This window comes from Pseudomonas sp. LBUM1668 (genome assembly GCF_059695715.1).
Genome location: NZ_CP166787.1, coordinates 4195293 through 4213293, shown reverse-complemented (window position 1 = coordinate 4213293; position 18001 = coordinate 4195293). Strand labels below are relative to the sequence as shown.

General features: G+C 58.9%; 15 protein-coding genes. 11 read left to right on the top strand and 4 right to left on the bottom strand.

Features of this window, described 5'->3' with window-relative positions:
- Positions 1 to 299: 299 nt before the first annotated feature.
- From ACA061_RS18965 to ACA061_RS18950, 4 genes are all read right to left on the bottom strand, one after another.
- A complete protein-coding gene (locus ACA061_RS18965; protein ID WP_042560369.1) occupies positions 300 to 1040 on the bottom strand; it encodes a YciK family oxidoreductase in 741 nt (246 codons plus the stop codon).
- A 112-nt stretch (positions 1041 to 1152) separates the two neighbouring features.
- The gene (gene mupP / locus ACA061_RS18960; RefSeq protein WP_210622846.1) at positions 1153 to 1824 is read right to left on the bottom strand and encodes an N-acetylmuramic acid 6-phosphate phosphatase MupP; all 672 of its coding nucleotides are present in this window, start codon (positions 1822 to 1824) and stop codon (positions 1153 to 1155) included.
- Between the two features lie 4 nt (positions 1825 to 1828).
- Positions 1829 to 2527 (bottom strand): bifunctional 2-polyprenyl-6-hydroxyphenol methylase/3-demethylubiquinol 3-O-methyltransferase UbiG, encoded by a 699-nt coding sequence (ubiG, locus tag ACA061_RS18955; protein WP_150603295.1) that lies wholly within the window; start codon positions 2525 to 2527, stop codon positions 1829 to 1831.
- A gap of 58 nt (positions 2528 to 2585) precedes the next feature.
- Positions 2586 to 3920, bottom strand: a complete 1335-nt coding sequence (locus tag ACA061_RS18950) for a TRZ/ATZ family hydrolase (protein WP_497299829.1) — start codon at positions 3918 to 3920, stop codon at positions 2586 to 2588.
- Between the two features lie 108 nt (positions 3921 to 4028).
- On the opposite strand from ACA061_RS18950, the gene mtnA reads away from it, so the two are divergent.
- From mtnA to ACA061_RS18895, 11 genes are all read left to right on the top strand, one after another.
- A complete protein-coding gene (mtnA, locus tag ACA061_RS18945) occupies positions 4029 to 5105 on the top strand; it encodes an S-methyl-5-thioribose-1-phosphate isomerase (RefSeq protein ID WP_210553996.1) in 1077 nt (358 codons plus the stop codon).
- A gap of 488 nt (positions 5106 to 5593) precedes the next feature.
- Positions 5594 to 8368, top strand: coding sequence for a DNA gyrase subunit A (gyrA, locus tag ACA061_RS18940; RefSeq protein WP_150615977.1), 2775 nt, complete (start codon positions 5594 to 5596; stop codon positions 8366 to 8368).
- Between the two features lie 226 nt (positions 8369 to 8594).
- On the top strand, positions 8595 to 9680 hold the full coding sequence (gene serC, locus ACA061_RS18935; protein ID WP_497299828.1) for a 3-phosphoserine/phosphohydroxythreonine transaminase: 1086 nt from the start codon (positions 8595 to 8597) through the stop codon (positions 9678 to 9680).
- Positions 9680 to 10774, top strand: coding sequence for a prephenate dehydratase (gene pheA / locus ACA061_RS18930; protein WP_007908404.1), 1095 nt, complete (start codon positions 9680 to 9682; stop codon positions 10772 to 10774). Before serC ends, pheA begins: the two co-directional genes overlap by 1 nt.
- Before the next feature lie 13 nt (positions 10775 to 10787).
- On the top strand, positions 10788 to 11900 hold the full coding sequence (hisC, locus tag ACA061_RS18925; RefSeq protein WP_210700397.1) for a histidinol-phosphate transaminase: 1113 nt from the start codon (positions 10788 to 10790) through the stop codon (positions 11898 to 11900).
- A gap of 28 nt (positions 11901 to 11928) precedes the next feature.
- A complete protein-coding gene (locus tag ACA061_RS18920) occupies positions 11929 to 14136 on the top strand; it encodes a bifunctional prephenate dehydrogenase/3-phosphoshikimate 1-carboxyvinyltransferase (protein WP_497301960.1) in 2208 nt (735 codons plus the stop codon).
- Complete coding sequence (cmk, locus tag ACA061_RS18915) at positions 14133 to 14822, top strand: (d)CMP kinase (RefSeq protein WP_210553992.1); 690 nt, start codon at positions 14133 to 14135, stop codon at positions 14820 to 14822. Before ACA061_RS18920 ends, cmk begins: the two co-directional genes overlap by 4 nt.
- Before the next feature lie 119 nt (positions 14823 to 14941).
- On the top strand, positions 14942 to 16624 hold the full coding sequence (gene rpsA, locus ACA061_RS18910; protein ID WP_007908431.1) for a 30S ribosomal protein S1: 1683 nt from the start codon (positions 14942 to 14944) through the stop codon (positions 16622 to 16624).
- A 193-nt stretch (positions 16625 to 16817) separates the two neighbouring features.
- Positions 16818 to 17096, top strand: coding sequence for a hypothetical protein (locus tag ACA061_RS18905; RefSeq protein WP_150603302.1), 279 nt, complete (start codon positions 16818 to 16820; stop codon positions 17094 to 17096).
- Positions 17097 to 17245: 149 nt separating this feature from the next.
- Complete coding sequence (gene ihfB, locus ACA061_RS18900) at positions 17246 to 17542, top strand: integration host factor subunit beta (RefSeq protein ID WP_003189779.1); 297 nt, start codon at positions 17246 to 17248, stop codon at positions 17540 to 17542.
- A gap of 27 nt (positions 17543 to 17569) precedes the next feature.
- Positions 17570 to 17809 (top strand): lipopolysaccharide assembly protein LapA domain-containing protein, encoded by a 240-nt coding sequence (locus tag ACA061_RS18895; protein ID WP_210553990.1) that lies wholly within the window; start codon positions 17570 to 17572, stop codon positions 17807 to 17809.
- Positions 17810 to 18001: the final 192 nt, after the last annotated feature.

Here is an 18001-nt window from a genome sequence, read left to right as displayed (position 1 = left end):
CGCGTCGTACTGATCCATCAGTCCCGTAGGACATTTGGCGTAAGTTTAGTCTGCCTGATGACGATTAGTAAGCTATCGAACCAGGCCTCGCCCCACTGCCTTCACACGGCATGCTTTGTGGGAAATTAGAGCGAAAGTCGTGCCATTCAGTTCGGTTTTATTTAAACCCATATGAATCAATGGCTTGTGAAACCATTGGGTGGGGAGGTGCTGGATATTTGACTTTATTGTGACGGCCGATAGCGGCAAATGCCTGCCGCGACGGGAATCCGCCGCGGCAACAAAAGCGACGTATGGCATTACTGCGCGTTGAATGCCTGACCGTTGATACCCGTGCTGTCGGGGCCCATCAAGTAGAGGTAGACCGGCATGATGTCCTCCGGTGTCGGATTGTTCAGCGGGTTCTCGCCGGGATAAGCCTGCGCTCGCATGCTGGTGCGGGTGCCGCCCGGGTTGATGCTGTTGGAGCGCACCGGCGCCACGCCGTCGACCTCATCGGCCAGGGTTTGCATCAGGCCTTCGGTGGCGAACTTCGACACACCGTAAGCGCCCCAGTAAGCACGGCCCTTGCGACCGACACTGCTGGAGGTAAACACCACCGACGCATCCTGCGACAGCTTGAGCAGCGGCAGCAGCGTGCTGGTCAGCATAAACATGGCGTTGACGTTGACCTGCATGACACGCATGAAGTTTTCCCCGGACAACTGCTCGATCGGCGTACGCGGGCCGATGATCGAAGCGTTGTGCAGGAGGCCGTCGAGGTGGCCGAATTCGGTTTCGATCATCGCTGCCAGTTCATCGTATTGATGGGGCAGGGCGGTTTCGAGGTTGAAGGGGATGACTGCTGGTTGCGGGTGGCCGGCAGCTTCGATTTCGTCGTAGACCTGCGTCAGATTGGCTTCGGTCTTGCCCAGCAGCAATACGGTGGCGCCATGGGCTGCATAGGTTTTCGCGGCGGCCGCGCCAATGCCACGACCGGCACCGGTGACCAGAATGACCCGATCCTTGAGCAATTCGGGACGAGCGGAATAATCAAACATAAAAACCTCACAATCCGTTAATAGCTAAAAGATCGCAGCCTTCGGCAGCTCCTACATGAGTTAGGTAACTCCCCTGTAGGAGCTGCCGCAGGCTGCGATCTTTTGACTTTGATCAGCAACTGCAGAGCGCGCTATCCAGCACCTTGCGCAACTCCAGCGGATGATCCACCACCACATCCGCGCCCCAGTGCCGCGGGTTGTCGTCCGGATGGATGTAGCCGTAGGTTACCGCGGCCGTTTTGGTCCCGGCATCGCGCCCCGATTCGATATCGCGCAGATCATCGCCCACAAACAGAACGGTCGACGGATCCAGATCAAGCATCTTGCACGCGAGAATCAGCGGCTCCGGATCCGGCTTGCTGTTCTTCACATGATCCGGGCAGATCAGCAGCGCCGAGCGCTCGGCCAACCCCAGTTGCTGCATGATCGGCTCGGCGAAACGCACAGGCTTGTTGGTGACCACGCCCCAGATCAGGTTGGCCTTTTCGATGTCGGCCAGCAGTTCGCTCATACCGTCGAACAGTTTGCTGTGCACCGCGCAACCGACGAGGTAACGCTCCAGGAACTCCAGACGCAGTTCCTCAAAGCCCGGCGACTCCGGGTCCATCGAAAACGTCACCGCGACCATGGCTTTGGCGCCACCGGAAATCTCGTCGCGAATGTGCTTGTCGTTGATCGGCGGCAAGCCGCGATCCGCGCGCATCGCCTGGCAGATGGCAATGAAGTCCGGCGCGGTGTCGAGCAGGGTGCCGTCCATGTCGAAAAGAACTGCTCTGATGGCCATCGGCTTACTCCTCGCGCAGGGTCTGGATCATGTAGTTGACGTCAACGTCGCTGGCCAGTTTGTAGTGCTTGGTCAGCGGGTTGTAGGTCAGGCCGATGATGTCCTTTACGGTCAGGCCGGCGATGCGGCTCCAGGCGCCCAGCTCGGACGGACGAATGAATTTCTTGAAGTCGTGGGTGCCGCGCGGCAGCAGCTTCATGATGTATTCGGCGCCGATGATCGCGAACAGGTACGCCTTCGGGTTGCGGTTGATGGTCGAGAAGAACACCTGACCGCCCGGCTTGACCATGCGGTAGCAAGCGGCGATGACCGACGATGGATCAGGCACGTGCTCGAGCATTTCCAGGCAGGTCACGACGTCGAACTGCTCGGGCATTTCCTCGGCCAGGTCTTCGGCGGTGATCTGGCGGTACTCGACGCTGACGCCGGACTCCAGTTGATGCAACTGCGCGACCGCCAACGGCGCTTCGCCCATGTCGATGCCCATCACAGTGGCGCCACGCTGGGCCATGGCTTCGCTGAGGATGCCGCCGCCGCAACCGACGTCGAGGACTTTCTTGCCGGCCAGATTGACCCGTTCGTCGATCCAGTTGACCCGCAGCGGGTTGATGTCGTGCAGCGGTTTGAACTCGCTTTCACGGTCCCACCAGCGATGGGCCAGGGCTTCGAATTTGGCGATTTCGGCGTGGTCGACGTTGCTCATGGTTCAATCCTCTAAAACTTGAAAAAGGCTGTAGCCCCGCAGGTTGGCTGCGAGGTGTTTACGATTCGGTGTGGCCGCTGATGCGCTGGCCCCAGGCCCGGGCTGTGGCGCCCAGTTGTTGTTCATCCATGCGTGTCAGGCGCCGGTCGTCGAGCAACTGTTTGCCGGCGACCCACAGGTGTTTCACGCAATCGCGACCGGTGGCATATATAAGCTGCGAAACCGGGTCATAGATCGGCTGCTGCGCCAGGCCAGACAGGTCGAAGGCGACGATGTCCGCGGCTTTGCCGATTTCCAGCGAGCCAACCTGCGCCTCGATTCCCAGTGCCCGGGCACCGTTGAGCGTAGCCATGCGCAACGCACGATGGGCGTCGAGCGCGGTGGCGGAACCAGCGACAGCTTTGGCCAGTAGCGCTGCGGTACGGGTTTCGCCGAGCAGGTCGAGGTCATTGTTGCTCGCCGCACCATCGGTGCCGACCGCGACATTCACGCCAGCCTGCCACAAACGCTCGACCGGGCAGAAACCGCTGGCCAGCTTCAGGTTCGATTCCGGGCAGTGGATCACGCTGGTGTTGCTTTCTACCAGCAACGCCAGGTCGTCATCGCTGATCTGCGTCATGTGCACCGCCTGGAAGCGCGGGCCGAGCAGGCCCAGTCGGCCTAGACGGGCCAGAGGCCGTTCACCGCGCTGCTCGACCGCTTGCTGCACTTCGAACGCCGTTTCGTGGACGTGCATGTGAATCGACGCGTCCAGCTCCTCCGCAATCACGCGGATTTTCTCGAGGTTTTCATCGCCGACGGTGTAGGGTGCATGAGGGCCGAAGGTGATCTTGATGCGCTCGTGATGCTTCAGATCGCCGAACAGCTCGACACCTTGGCGAATGGCCTCATCGGCGCTGGCGGCGCCGGGAATCGGGAAGTCGAGGATCGGAATGGCGATCTGCGCGCGCATTCCACTGTCATGCACGCGTTCGCTGGCGACTTTGGGGAAGAAATACATGTCCGAAAAGCAGGTTATGCCGCCCTTGATCTGCTCGGCGATGGCCAGATCGGTGCCGTCACGAACGAAGTCTTCATCGACCCATTTGGCTTCGGCCGGCCAGATGTGGTTTTCCAGCCAGGTCATCAGCGGCAGATCATCGGCCAGGCCACGGAACAGCGTCATAGCCGCGTGACCGTGGGCGTTGATCAGGCCGGGGCTGAGCAGCACATCCGGCAATTCGCGTACTTCAGTGGCGTTACACTTCAACGCCTCGCTGCGCGGGCCGATAAACACGATGCGACCGTCGCGGATGCCCAGGCCATGCTCCTTGAGCACAACGCCTGCGGGTTCGACGGGTACCAGCCAGGTCGGCAGCAATAATAAGTCGAGCGCAATGGCAGGTTTCGGCATCGAGGGTCGGTTCCAGTGCTTTTGTAAAGGATGGCGAAGTATACCCGAGCGTCTTCGCGGGGGGATCGCTATAATCGGCGGCTTTTGTTCATGAGTGCGGGGTGTGGGATGCGCGATCGACTGTTGGCTGCGGAGAAAGTGAAGGCCATCGATTGGCGAGATGGCGCGCTGCACCTGCTGGATCAGCGTATTTTGCCGTTCGAGGAAACCTGGCTCGCTTACACCAGCGCTGCCGGCGTGGCCGAGGCGATTCGTTCGATGGTGGTGCGTGGCGCCCCGGCGATCGGCATCAGTGCCGCTTATGGCATTGTCCTCGCGGCCCGTACCCGGGTAGCCGAAGGCGGCGACTGGTACGCGGCGCTGGAAGAGGATTTTGCCCTGCTGGCCGCTTCCCGGCCGACGGCGGTCAACCTGTTCTGGGCGCTGGGTCGCATGCACGATCGGCTCGATCGCCTCAAAGGCAATGCCGATCCGCTGGCGGCGCTGGAAGCCGAGGCCATCGCCATCCACGAAAGTGACCGCGAGGCTAACCTGACCATGGCCCAGCTCGGCGTCGATCTGATCCGCAAGCATCAGGGCAACGCTCAGGCGATTCTCACCCACTGCAACACCGGCGCTCTGGCGACCGGCGGTTTTGGCACGGCGCTTGGCGTCATTCGTGCGGCATATCTCGAGGGCATGGTCGAGCGCGTTTATGCCGACGAAACCCGGCCGTGGCTGCAGGGCTCGCGCCTGACAGCATGGGAACTGGCCAACGAAGGCATTCCGGTCACCCTGAATGCCGATTCTGCCGCCGCGCACATCATGAAAACCAAAGGCGTGACCTGGGTGATCGTCGGCGCTGACCGGATCACCGCCAATGGCGACGTGGCCAACAAGATCGGCACTTATCAACTGGCGGTCAATGCCATGCACCATGGCGTGCGTTTCATGGTCGTGGCGCCGAGTTCGACCATCGACATGAATCTGGCCAGCGGCGACGAAATTCCGATTGAAGAGCGCGATGGTGCCGAATTGCTGGAAGTCGGCGGCAAGCGTGTCGGCGCGGACGTTGAGGCGTTCAACCCGGTGTTTGACGTGACGCCGGCGGACCTGATCGATGCCATCGTCACTGAAAAGGGCATCGTCGAGCGGCCGGACACGGCAAAAATGGCCCAGTTGATGTGCCGCAAGCGCCTGCATTGAGGCTGACACGTTCAAACCGTTGACACTCATTCAATGTAGGAGCTGCCGCAGGCTGCGATCTTTTGACTTTGCTGTCAAAGAAGCAGGATCAAAAGATCGCAGCCTTCGGCAGCTCCTACAGGGATGTGAGTCGTCATAGATGGCCGGGTTTGCTCGCGATGGGGCCCTAAAAGTCAATAAACATCCTCAAACCAACCCCGAATTCTGCATTCAAAGAAGCTCTGAGCCTCTCTCGTCCCCGTTAAGCCTGTCACCAGTCAACTAACTATGCTCCATGCGCGTCTGGGGGATAGGTGCGTGGCGGCCTTTGTGATAACATCCGGCGTTTTCCGAGGCAGCTCCACGGAGCTGTCTTTACTGCGCAAATCCACTCTCCGGATTGTTGATTTGTCGTAAGTCGGCGCACGGCACTCGGCCGTGCCCGACGAGCTTCGTTGCTCCCACATGGATATGACGAAGTTTCACCAGAAAAAGGAATCAGGCTTCTCATGGGCGAACTGGCCAAAGAAATCCTCCCGGTCAATATCGAAGACGAGCTGAAGCAGTCCTACCTCGACTACGCGATGAGCGTGATCGTCGGCCGTGCACTGCCGGATGCGCGCGATGGCCTCAAGCCCGTGCACCGTCGCGTACTGTTCGCGATGAGCGAGCTGGGCAACGACTACAACAAGCCGTACAAGAAATCTGCCCGTGTTGTCGGCGACGTGATCGGTAAGTATCACCCGCACGGTGATACTGCGGTGTACGACACCATCGTCCGCATGGCTCAGCCTTTCTCCCTGCGCTACCTGCTGGTCGACGGTCAGGGCAACTTCGGTTCGGTGGACGGCGACAACGCCGCGGCCATGCGATACACCGAAGTACGCATGACCAAGCTGGCGCACGAGCTGCTGGCCGACCTGCACAAGGAAACCGTGGACTGGGTGCCGAACTACGACGGCACCGAGATGATCCCGGCGGTCATGCCGACGCGGATTCCCAACCTGCTGGTCAACGGCTCCAGCGGTATCGCCGTGGGCATGGCGACCAACATTCCGCCGCACAACCTCGGTGAAGTCATCGACGGTTGCCTGGCGCTCATCGACAACCCTGAGCTGACCGTCGATGAACTGATGCAATACATCCCCGGTCCGGACTTCCCGACCGCCGCGATCATCAACGGTCGCGCCGGCATCATCGAAGCCTACCGCACCGGTCGCGGGCGCATTTACATGCGTGCCCGCTCGATCATCGAGGACATCGACAAGGTCGGTGGTCGTCAGCAGATCGTCATCACCGAACTCCCTTACCAGTTGAACAAGGCGCGTCTGATCGAGAAGATCGCCGAGCTGGTCAAAGAGAAGAAGCTGGAAGGCATCACCGAGCTGCGCGACGAGTCCGACAAGGACGGTATGCGCGTCGTGATCGAACTGCGTCGCGGCGAAGTGCCTGAGGTGATCCTCAACAACCTCTACGCCCAGACCCAGCTGCAAGCGGTGTTCGGCATCAACATCGTCGCGCTGATCGACGGCCGTCCGCGGATTCTCAACCTCAAGGATCTGCTGGAAGCCTTCGTTCGTCACCGCCGCGAAGTCGTCACCCGTCGTACCGTGTTCGAACTGCGTAAAGCCCGTGAACGTGGCCACATCCTTGAAGGTCAAGCGGTTGCCCTGTCGAACATCGACCCGGTGATCGCCCTGATCAAGGCTTCGCCGACCCCGTCGGAAGCCAAGGAAGCGCTGATCAAGACCGCGTGGGAATCCTCCGCTGTGGTCGCGATGGTTGAGCGCGCCGGTGCTGATTCGTGCCGTCCGGAGACGCTTGATCCGCAATACGGTCTGCGCGAAGGCAAGTACTTCCTGTCGCCAGAGCAGGCGCAAGCCATTCTGGAACTGCGACTGCACCGTCTGACCGGTCTGGAACACGAGAAGCTGCTGGCCGAGTATCAAGAGATCCTCAACCAGATCGGCGAGCTGATCCGCATCCTCAACAGCGCCGTGCGCCTGATGGAAGTGATCCGCGAAGAGCTGGAAGTGATCCGTGCCGAATACGGCGATGTGCGTCGCACCGAAATTCTCGATGCGCGCCTCGATCTGACTCTGGGTGACATGATCCCGGAAGAAGAGCGTGTCGTGACCATCTCCCACGGTGGCTACGCCAAGACCCAGCCATTGGCTGCGTACCAGGCTCAGCGTCGTGGCGGTAAAGGCAAATCGGCGACCGGCGTCAAGGATGAGGACTACATTGCTCACCTGCTGGTTGCCAACAGCCACACCACGCTGCTGCTGTTCTCCAGCAAGGGCAAGGTGTACTGGCTCAAGACCTACGAGATCCCGGAAGCGTCCCGCGCTGCCCGTGGTCGTCCGCTGGTCAACCTCTTGCCATTGAGCGAGGGCGAATACATCACCACCATGCTGCCGGTCGATCTCGAAGCCATGAAGCGTCAGGCTGATGAAGAAGAAGCCGAAGGCGCCGAGGCTGATGTAGAAGAAATCGAAAACAGCAACGAGACCGACGAAGAGCGCCGCGCGCGCATCAAGGCTGCCGACCGCAAGAAGGCACCGTTCATCTTCATGTCGACTGCCAACGGTACGGTCAAGAAGACTCCGCTGGTGGCCTTCAGCCGTCAGCGTAGCGTTGGTCTGATCGCGCTGGAGCTGGACGAAGGCGACATCCTGATTTCCGCAGCCGTCACCGACGGCGAGCAGGAGATCATGCTGTTCTCCGACGGCGGCAAGGTCACTCGCTTCAAGGAATCCGAAGTTCGCGCCATGGGCCGTACCGCCCGCGGTGTGCGTGGTATGCGTCTGCCGGAAGGTCAGAAGCTGATTTCCATGCTGATCCCGGAAGAAGGCAGCGAGATTCTCACCGCTTCCGAGCGCGGTTATGGCAAGCGTACCGCCATCACCGAGTTCCCTGAGTACAAGCGTGGCGGTCAGGGCGTTATCGCCATGGTCAGCAACGAGCGTAACGGCCGTCTGGTCGGTGCGGTTCAGGTGCAGGACGGCGAAGAGATCATGCTGATCTCCGATCAGGGCACGCTGGTGCGTACCCGTGTCGACGAAGTGTCGAGCCTGGGTCGTAACACTCAAGGTGTCACGCTGATCAAACTGGCCAAGGATGAAACCCTGGTCGGCCTGGAGCGGGTGCAAGAGCCTTCGGAAGTCGAAGGTGAAGAGCTCGAAGGTGAAGAGGGCGAGGAGTTCGAAGGCAATGTCGTGATCGACGACGCTGCCGAAGACCAGCAGCTCGACGCCGCAGCAGACGAAGAACCGCAAGAATAAGCGGACAAGCGAGGGGGCGGATGAGAATTCGCCCCCTTGTTATTTGTCCCTTATGAAAATAACGCAAGACCCTGGAGGAGCTGCCGAAGGCTGCGATCTTTTGATCCTGTTTTTTACAATCAAGATCAAAAGATCGCAGCCTTCGGCAACTCCTGCAGAGGTAGATGTGCAGAATTATCGATTTACAGATTTATTGTGATACCACCAAATCAGAGCGAGATTGGATGTGAGCAAGCGAGCCTATAACTTCTGCGCCGGTCCTGCGGCGCTTCCTGAAGCTGTCCTGCAGCGCGCCCAGGGTGAACTCCTTGATTGGCATGGCAAGGGCTTGTCGGTCATGGAAATGAGCCATCGCAGCGATGAGTTCGTGTCTATTGCTACCCAGGCCGAGCAGGATTTGCGTGACCTGCTGAATATCCCGTCGAACTATAAAGTGCTGTTTCTGCAAGGTGGCGCCAGCCAGCAATTCGCGCAGATTCCACTGAACCTGCTGCCTGAAGGCGGCTCGGCCGACTATATCGACACCGGTATCTGGTCGCAGAAAGCCATCGAAGAAGCCTCGCGCTACGGCCATGTCAACGTTGCCGCCACCGCCAAGCCTTACGACTATTTCGCCATCCCCGGCCAGAACGAGTGGAACCTGTCGAAAGACGCTGCTTACGTTCACTATGCGCCGAACGAAACCATTGGCGGTCTGGAATTCCAGTGGATTCCGGAAGTCGGTGACGTGCCATTGGTGGCGGACATGTCTTCGGACATTCTGTCGCGTCCAGTCGATGTCTCGCGTTTCGGCATGATCTACGCTGGTGCGCAGAAGAACATTGGCCCGAGCGGCATCGTCGTCAACATCATTCGCGAAGACTTGCTCGGCAAGGCGCGCGCGCTGTGCCCGACCATGCTCGACTACAAAGTCGCGGCGGATAACGGCTCGATGTACAACACGCCGCCGACGCTGGCCTGGTATCTGTCCGGTCTGGTGTTCCAGTGGCTGAAAGAGCAGGGTGGCGTCGAAGCCATCGCCAAGCTGAACGACACCAAACAGCGCACGCTGTACGACTTCATCGACGCCAGCGGCCTCTACAGCAACCCGATCAACAAGTCGGACCGCTCGTGGATGAACGTGCCGTTCCGTCTGGCCGATGATCGTCTCGACAAGTCGTTCCTGGTCGGTGCCGAAGAGCGCGGTCTGCTCAACCTCAAGGGCCACCGTTCTGTGGGCGGCATGCGCGCCTCCATCTACAACGCCGTTGACATCACCGCCGTTAATGCGCTGGTGGCGTACATGGCTGAATTCGAGAAGGAACACGGCTGATGTCCGAGCAAGAACTCAAGGCACTGCGCGTTCGCATTGACGCTCTTGACACCAAAGTCATGGAGCTGATCAGTGAGCGTGCGCGTTGCGCCCAGGAAGTCGCGCGAGTAAAGATGGCCTCGCTGGCCGAAGGCGAAGTGCCGGTGTTCTATCGTCCTGAGCGCGAAGCCCAGGTGCTCAAGCGAGTGATGGAGCGCAATCAGGGGCCGTTGGGCAACGAAGAAATGGCGCGGTTGTTCCGCGAAATCATGTCTTCGTGTCTGGCGCTGGAGCAGCCGCTGAAAGTGGCTTACCTCGGCCCTGAGGGCACCTTCACTCAGGCTGCGGCCATGAAACACTTCGGTCACGCAGTGATCAGCAAGCCGATGGCGGCAATCGACGAAGTGTTCCGTGAAGTGGCGGCCGGTGCGGTGAATTTTGGCGTGGTGCCGGTGGAAAACTCCACCGAAGGCGCGGTCAACCATACCCTCGACAGCTTCCTCGAGCACGACATGGTGATTTGTGGCGAAGTCGAGCTGCGCATCCACCATCACCTGTTGGTCGGTGAAAACACCAAGACCGACAGCATCAGCCGCATCTATTCCCATGCTCAGTCGCTGGCCCAGTGCCGCAAGTGGCTGGACGCGCATTACCCGAATGTCGAGCGCGTTGCAGTGTCCAGCAATGCCGAGGCGGCCAAGCGGGTTAAAGGCGAGTGGAATTCTGCGGCGATTGCGGGCGACATGGCGGCCGGTCTGTATGGCCTGACGCGTCTGGCCGAAAAGATCGAAGATCGCCCGGACAACTCCACGCGCTTCCTGATGATTGGTAACCAGGAAGTGCCGCCGACCGGCGACGACAAGACCTCGATCATCGTCTCCATGAGCAACAAGCCCGGCGCGCTCCATGAGCTGCTGGTGCCTTTCCATGACAACGGGATCGACCTGACCCGCATCGAAACCCGGCCGTCGCGCAGCGGCAAATGGACCTACGTGTTCTTCATCGACTTCGTCGGCCACCACCGTGATCCGTTGATCAAAGGTGTACTGGAAAAGATCAGTCAGGAAGCAGTAGCACTCAAAGTGCTGGGTTCCTACCCGAAAGCAGTTCTGTAAGGGGCGGTAGTAAATGAGTGGCAATTTCCTCGCTCTGGCACAGCCGGGCGTGCAACAACTTTCGCCGTACGTTCCGGGCAAGCCTGTGGACGAACTGGCGCGCGAGCTGGATCTGGATCCGGCGAAAATCGTCAAGCTGGCAAGCAACGAAAACCCATTGGGCGCCAGTCCTAAAGCCTTGGCGGCGATTCGCGAAGAGCTGGCCGAGCTGACTCGTTATCCTGACGGCAACGGTTTCGCACTCAAGTCCCTGCTGGCCGAACAGTGCCGCGTAGAGCTGGACCAGGTCACGCTGGGCAATGGCTCCAACGACATTCTTGAGCTGGTGGCGCGCGCCTATCTGGCGCCGGGCCTGAATGCTGTGTTCAGCGAACATGCGTTCGCGGTGTATCCGATCGCGACTCAAGCGGTCGGCGCTCAGGCCAAAGTAGTGCCAGCCAAGGATTGGGGGCACGACCTGCCTGCAATGCTGGCGGCCATCGATGCCAACACTCGCGTGGTGTTCATCGCCAACCCGAACAACCCGACCGGCACCTGGTTCGGCGCCGAGGCGCTGGACGAGTTTCTGCAGGATGTTCCGGAGCATGTGCTGGTGGTCCTGGATGAGGCATACATCGAGTACGCCGAAGGCAGCGACTTGCCGGATGGTCTGGATTTCCTCGCGGCGTACCCGAACCTGCTGGTTTCGCGCACCTTCTCCAAGGCCTATGGCCTAGCGGCATTGCGCGTTGGCTACGGTCTGTCGACTCCGGTAGTGGCGGATGTGCTGAACCGTGTTCGCCAGCCATTCAACGTCAACAGCCTGGCCCTTGCGGCTGCCTGTGCGGCGTTGAAAGACGAGGAGTATCTGGCGCAAAGCCGTCAGCTCAACGAGTCCGGCATGCAGCAGTTGCAAGCCGGTTTCCGTGAGCTGGGTCTTGGCTGGATCGAGTCCAAAGGCAACTTTATTTGCGTCGATCTCGCTCAGGTGGCAGCTCCGGTGTTCCAGGGCTTGCTGGCCGAAGGGGTGATCGTGCGCCCGGTGGCCAATTACGGCATGCCGAATCACCTGCGGATCACCATTGGTCTGCCGGCCGAAAACAGCCGTTTCCTTGAAGCGCTGCGCAAGGTTCTGGCTCGTGGGTGATGTCACTGCGCTGCAATCTGCTGCACCTATGATCGGTCGCCTTGTGGTGGTCGGTCTGGGGTTGATCGGTGGTTCGTTCGCCAAAGGCTTGCGTGAAAGTGGTGTTTGCCGCGAAGTGGTCGGGGTCGATCTCGATGCGCAATCGCGCAAGCTGGCGGTTGAGTTGGGTGTGGTGGATCGCTGTGAAGACGATCTGACGGCTGCCTGTCAGGGCGCTGACGTGATTCAGTTGGCGGTGCCGATTCTGGCCATGGAAAAAGTCCTCGCACGTTTGGCGAGCATGGATCTGGGTCAGGCGATTCTGACTGATGTCGGCAGTGCCAAAGGCAATGTGGTGCGCGCGGCGACCGAGGCGTTTGGCGGCATGCCGGCGCGGTTCGTGCCGGGCCATCCGATTGCCGGCTCCGAGCAGAGTGGGGTGGAAGCCTCCAATGCCGAACTGTTCCGTCGTCATAAAGTGATCCTGACGCCGCTTGAGCAAACCGATCCGGCTGCGCTGGCGATCGTTGATCGGTTGTGGCGCGAATTGGGTGCCGACGTCGAGCACATGCAGGTCGAGCGTCACGATGAAGTGCTGGCCGCAACCAGTCATTTGCCGCACTTGCTGGCCTTCGGTCTGGTTGACTCGTTGGCCAAGCGCAATGAAAACCTTGAGATCTTCCGTTACGCTGCCGGTGGTTTCCGCGATTTCACAAGAATCGCCGGAAGCGACCCGGTGATGTGGCACGACATCTTCCTCGCCAACCGCGAGGCTGTTCTGCGCACACTCGATACATTTCGCAGCGACCTCGACGCCTTGCGCGACGCGGTCGATGCAGGGGATGGGCACCAATTGTTGGGCGTTTTCACTCGCGCCCGGGTTGCTCGTGAGCATTTCAGTAAAATCCTGGCCCGCAGGGCCTATGTGGACGCTATGAATTCCAACGATCTGATCTTCCTGGCTCAACCTGGTGGCCGCCTGTCCGGTCGGATTCGCGTACCGGGCGACAAATCCATTTCCCACCGTTCGATCATGCTCGGCTCGCTGGCCGAAGGCGTCACCGAAGTCGAAGGTTTCCTCGAGGGCGAAGACGCTCTGGCAACCTTGCAGGCCTTCCGCGACATGGGCGTGGTTATCGAAGGCCCGCATCACGGCCGCGTGACCATTCACGGTGTTGGCCTGCATGGCCTGAAACCTGCGCCGGGTCCGATCTATCTGGGCAACTCCGGTACATCGATGCGTCTGCTGTCCGGGCTGTTGGCGGCGCAGAATTTCGACAGCACCCTGACCGGCGATGCTTCCCTGTCCAAGCGTCCGATGAATCGCGTGGCCAACCCGCTGCGTGAAATGGGCGCGGTGATTGAAACTGCCGCCGAAGGGCGTCCGCCGATGACTATTCGTGGCGGTCACAAGCTCAAAGGTCTGACCTACAGCATGCCGATGGCCAGTGCTCAGGTTAAATCCTGCTTGCTGCTGGCGGGTCTGTACGCTGAAGGCAAGACCACCGTCACCGAGCCAGCGCCAACTCGCGATCACACCGAGCGCATGTTGCGCGGCTTCGGTTACCCGGTGAGCGTTGAAGGCGCGACTGCATCGGTCGAGTCCGGCGGCAAGCTGACCGCAACCCATATCGAAGTGCCGGGCGACATCTCGTCTTCCGCGTTTTTCCTGGTGGCGGCTTCGATCGCCGAGGGTTCCGAGCTGGTGCTTGAGCACGTCGGTATCAACCCGACCCGTACCGGTGTCATCGACATCCTGCGCCTGATGGGCGCGGACATTACTCTGGAAAACCAGCGTGAAGTCGGCGGCGAACCAGTGGCTGACCTGCGTGTGCGAGCAGCCAAGCTCAAAGGTATCGAGATTCCTGAAGAGTTGGTGCCGCTGGCCATCGACGAGTTCCCGGTGCTGTTCGTGGCCGCGGCCTGTGCCGAAGGGCGCACCGTGCTGACCGGCGCCGAAGAGCTGCGGGTCAAGGAATCGGATCGCATCCAGGTCATGGCGGACGGTTTGCTGGCGCTGGGTGTCAAGTGCGAACCGACCCCGGACGGCATCATCATCGACGGCGGCCAGATCGGCGGCGGCGAAGTGCATGGTCACGGCGATCACCGTATCGCCATGGCATTCAGCGTGGCTTCGTTGCGCGCCACTGCGCCGATTCGCATCCATGATTGCGCCAACGTCGCGACATCGTTCCCGAACTTCCTCGCGCTGTGTGCGCAGGTCGGTATTCGTGTGGCACAAGAGGCTCAGTCGTGAAAAAAATTGCACCGGTCATCACCATTGATGGGCCAAGCGGCTCGGGCAAAGGCACGGTAGCCGGGATTCTGGCCAAACGTCTGGGCTGGAACCTGCTGGATTCCGGTGCGCTTTACCGCTTGCTGGCGTTTGCTGCGCACAATCACGGTGTCGACCTGACCAATGAAGAGCTGCTGAAGAAACTTGCCGCTCATCTGGATGTGCAATTCATCGCGGCGACCGACGGTCAGCTGCAGCGCATCATTCTGGAAGGTGACGAAGTCAGCGATGTCATTCGTACTGAAAGCGTCGGTTCCGGCGCCTCTCAAGTGGCTGCATTGCCCGCCGTGCGCGAGGCGCTGCTGCAGCGTCAACGCGCGTTCCAGGAGGCGCCGGGTCTGGTGGCCGATGGTCGCGACATGGGTACGGTGGTTTTTCCGACCGCACCACTGAAGATTTTTCTGACCGCCAGTGCCGAGGAGAGAGCGCGCCGTCGATATTTGCAGTTGAAGGGCAAAGTCGAGGGTGTTAGTCTGTCGAGTCTGCTAGATGAGATCCGTGCACGCGATGAGCGTGATACCCAGCGCGCAGTAGCCCCGCTCAAGCCGGCGGCTGATGCCATACAGCTGGATTCCACGGAGTTGTCCATCGATCAGGTGCTTGAACGCATCATGAGCGAGATCGCCATTCGCGATATCGCCGGGTGACCAAGAAGGTTGCAGGGGACCAGTCATAGTCCTGCGGCGCTTCTTCTATATGAAACTAACCCACACCGTCTGGGGTGTGGAGATGGGCGTATCCTTCGCCCTCATTTACAGGAATTAAAATGAGCGAAAGCTTTGCGGAACTCTTTGAAGAAAGCCTAAAAACCCTGAACCTTCAGGCAGGCTCCATCATCACCGGTGTTATCGTTGATATCGATTACCAAGCTCGCTGGGTAACCGTTCACGCTGGCCTGAAGTCTGAAGCACTCATCCCGCTTGAGCAGTTCTACAACGACGCTGGCGATCTGACTATCAATGTCGGTGACGAAGTTCACGTTGCTCTGGACTCGGTTGAAGACGGTTTCGGTGAAACCAAGCTGTCCCGTGAAAAAGCCAAGCGCGCTGAATGCTGGATCGTTCTGGAAGCTGCCTTCGCAGCCGAGGAAGTGGTCAAGGGCGTTATCAACGGTAAGGTTAAAGGCGGCTTCACTGTCGACGTTAACGGCATCCGTGCGTTCCTGCCAGGTTCCCTGGTTGACGTCCGTCCAGTGCGCGACACCACGCACCTGGAAGGCAAAGAGCTGGAATTCAAGGTCATCAAGCTGGATCAGAAGCGCAACAACGTTGTCGTTTCCCGTCGCAGCGTCCTGGAAGCCGAGAACTCCGCCGAGCGTGAAGCTCTGCTGGAATCCCTGCAGGAAGGCCAGCAAGTCAAAGGTATCGTCAAAAACCTCACCGATTACGGCGCATTCGTCGATCTGGGTGGCGTGGACGGCCTGCTGCACATCACCGACATGGCCTGGAAGCGCATCAAGCATCCTTCCGAGATCGTCAACGTTGGTGACGAAATCGACGTTAAGGTTCTGAAGTACGATCGCGAACGCAATCGTGTTTCCTTGGGCCTGAAGCAGCTGGGCGAAGATCCATGGGTTGCTATCAAAGCCCGTTACCCAGAAAGCACTCGCGTTACCGCTCGTGTAACCAACCTGACCGACTACGGCTGCTTCGCTGAGCTGGAAGAAGGCGTTGAAGGTCTGGTACACGTTTCCGAAATGGACTGGACCAACAAGAACATCCACCCTTCGAAAGTCGTACAAGTCGGCGACGAAGTGGAAGTTATGGTTCTGGACATCGACGAAGAGCGTCGTCGTATCTCCCTGGGCATCAAGCAGTGCAAATCTAACCCATGGGAAGATTTCTCTGGCCAGTTCAACAAGGGCGATAAAATCTCCGGCACCATCAAGTCGATCACCGATTTCGGTATCTTCATTGGTCTGGACGGCGGCATCGACGGCCTGGTTCACCTGTCCGACATCTCCTGGAACGAAGTTGGCGAAGAAGCTGTTCGTCGTTTCAAGAAGGGCGACGAGCTGGACACCGTTATCCTGTCGGTTGACCCAGAGCGCGAGCGTATCTCCCTGGGTATCAAGCAACTGGAAAGCGATCCGTTCTCCGAGTACGTTCAAGAGAACGACAAAGGCGCAATCGTTAAAGGCACTGTGAAAGAAGTTGACGCCAAAGGCGCCATCATCGTTCTGGCCGACGACATCGAAGCGACTCTGAAAGCCTCCGAAATCAGCCGTGACCGCGTTGAAGACGCGCGCAACGTTCTGAAAGAAGGCCAGGAAGTAGAAGCCAAGATCATCAGCGTTGACCGCAAGAGCCGCGTAATCCAGCTCTCCATCAAGTCGAAAGACGATGCTGAAGAGAAAGAAGCTATCCAAAGCCTGAAGGCTGAAGAAGCTCCTGCTGGCGACACCACCATGGCGGCACTGCTGCGCCAGGCAATGGCCAAACAGAACTAAGTTCTGCTTGATCATTAAAAAGGGCGACTTCGGTCGCCCTTTTTTGTGCCTGCGATTTGATGCGTCGCTTCAGCGCGTGAAACCATTTCCTTTGCTCGTGGGTCTGTTTCTTTAATCGGATCAATCGTCTATTCACGACTAAGCTTGGTCTTAAGCGTGTAGTCGTCGGGCATGGCCTGGCATAAGGAAGTGGATGAACAAGTTTATTGTCGTTGCAGTGTTGCTGGCGTTGGCAGGTTGCACCACAAGTGCGAAGACCCATGCTGTGCGCGGCGTCAGTGGTATCGAGGTCGACTGTTCCGGGCTGGGCTCTGGCTGGGAAAAGTGCCAAAAGCGTGCGGCGAAGGAGTGCAAGGGTGCAGGTTACAAAGTCATTACGCGATCTGACGATGCCAAGGATGAGGATGATTACCCGTTCGGCTTCAACCCTGCGGGCTTCGTGACTCGGACCATGCTGGTGATCTGTCGCTGATCTTGCGTGATCGGTCAGGTGTTGATGCCCCGAAAATGGGCGTTTGGACGCGGTGGAAGATATGTCAATCCCTGGGCTGTTCAAATTCTTCCGGGCGTGCTAAAACCTTTCAAGCGCTGATCTAGCTGCTTGAAAAAGAAGGGAAAAATATGACGAAGTCGGAGTTGATCGAACGAATTGTCACCCATCAAGGGCTGCTCTCATCCAAGGATGTGGAGCTGGCCATCAAGACCATGCTTGAACAAATGTCCCAATGCCTGGCCACTGGTGATCGCATCGAGATCCGTGGGTTCGGCAGCTTCTCCCTGCACTATCGCGCGCCGCGCGTTGGTCGCAATCCCAAGACCGGCCAGTCCGTCAGTCTGGATGGTAAATTCGTTCCGCACTTCAAGCCGGGCAAAGAACTGCGCGATCGTGTGAACGAAGAAGAGGAGGAGGGGGTTTGACAGTGGCGATCTTTCAAGGAGCTAGTCATGCGTAACCTGAAGCGCATACTTCTCGGCGTTTTTATTCTTTTGCTGGTGTTGGTGATTTTGGCGTTTGTGCTTGAGAATCAGCAGTCGGTATCTTTGTTGTTTCTTGGGCTGTCTGGTCCGCAGTTGCCAGTCTCGTTGGTCGTCGTACTGGCGTTGCTCATTGGTATGTTGATCGGGCCAATACTCGGCTGGTTCTTGGGGCGTTCCTCCAGGGCTGCGCGAAAACGACTGGTCTGAGAACGAGAGGTGCAGGGCATCTGTCGAAATTGCTCTCCAACCTATCTTTATCCATTAGTAAAACCGTCATTAAGCTGTAAAATGCAACCCTTGTTCGATAGTGCCTTGTTGCACGTCGTTTCAGACTGACACTGACGGATGCCACTACTTGATGGCTTCTGCATTCATGGATTAGACAGCGCTCTTTGTTGG

Bases quoted from the DNA above. Each gene is read 5' to 3' on its own strand.
- ACA061_RS18965 (WP_042560369.1), bottom strand. From the start codon at position 1,040: ATGTTTGATTATTCCGCTCGTCCCGAATTGCTCAAGGATCGGGTCATT.
- mupP (WP_210622846.1), bottom strand. From the start codon at position 1,824: ATGGCCATCAGAGCAGTTCTTTTCGACATGGACGGCACCCTGCTCGAC.
- ubiG (WP_150603295.1), bottom strand. From the start codon at position 2,527: ATGAGCAACGTCGACCACGCCGAAATCGCCAAATTCGAAGCCCTGGCC.
- ACA061_RS18950 (WP_497299829.1), bottom strand. From the start codon at position 3,920: ATGCCGAAACCTGCCATTGCGCTCGACTTATTATTGCTGCCGACCTGG.
- mtnA (WP_210553996.1), top strand. From the start codon at position 4,029: ATGCGCGATCGACTGTTGGCTGCGGAGAAAGTGAAGGCCATCGATTGG.
- gyrA (WP_150615977.1), top strand. From the start codon at position 5,594: ATGGGCGAACTGGCCAAAGAAATCCTCCCGGTCAATATCGAAGACGAG.
- pheA (WP_007908404.1), top strand. From the start codon at position 9,680: ATGTCCGAGCAAGAACTCAAGGCACTGCGCGTTCGCATTGACGCTCTT.
- hisC (WP_210700397.1), top strand. From the start codon at position 10,788: ATGAGTGGCAATTTCCTCGCTCTGGCACAGCCGGGCGTGCAACAACTT.
- ACA061_RS18920 (WP_497301960.1), top strand. From the start codon at position 11,929: ATGATCGGTCGCCTTGTGGTGGTCGGTCTGGGGTTGATCGGTGGTTCG.
- rpsA (WP_007908431.1), top strand. From the start codon at position 14,942: ATGAGCGAAAGCTTTGCGGAACTCTTTGAAGAAAGCCTAAAAACCCTG.
- ACA061_RS18905 (WP_150603302.1), top strand. From the start codon at position 16,818: ATGAACAAGTTTATTGTCGTTGCAGTGTTGCTGGCGTTGGCAGGTTGC.
- ihfB (WP_003189779.1), top strand. From the start codon at position 17,246: ATGACGAAGTCGGAGTTGATCGAACGAATTGTCACCCATCAAGGGCTG.
- ACA061_RS18895 (WP_210553990.1), top strand. From the start codon at position 17,570: ATGCGTAACCTGAAGCGCATACTTCTCGGCGTTTTTATTCTTTTGCTG.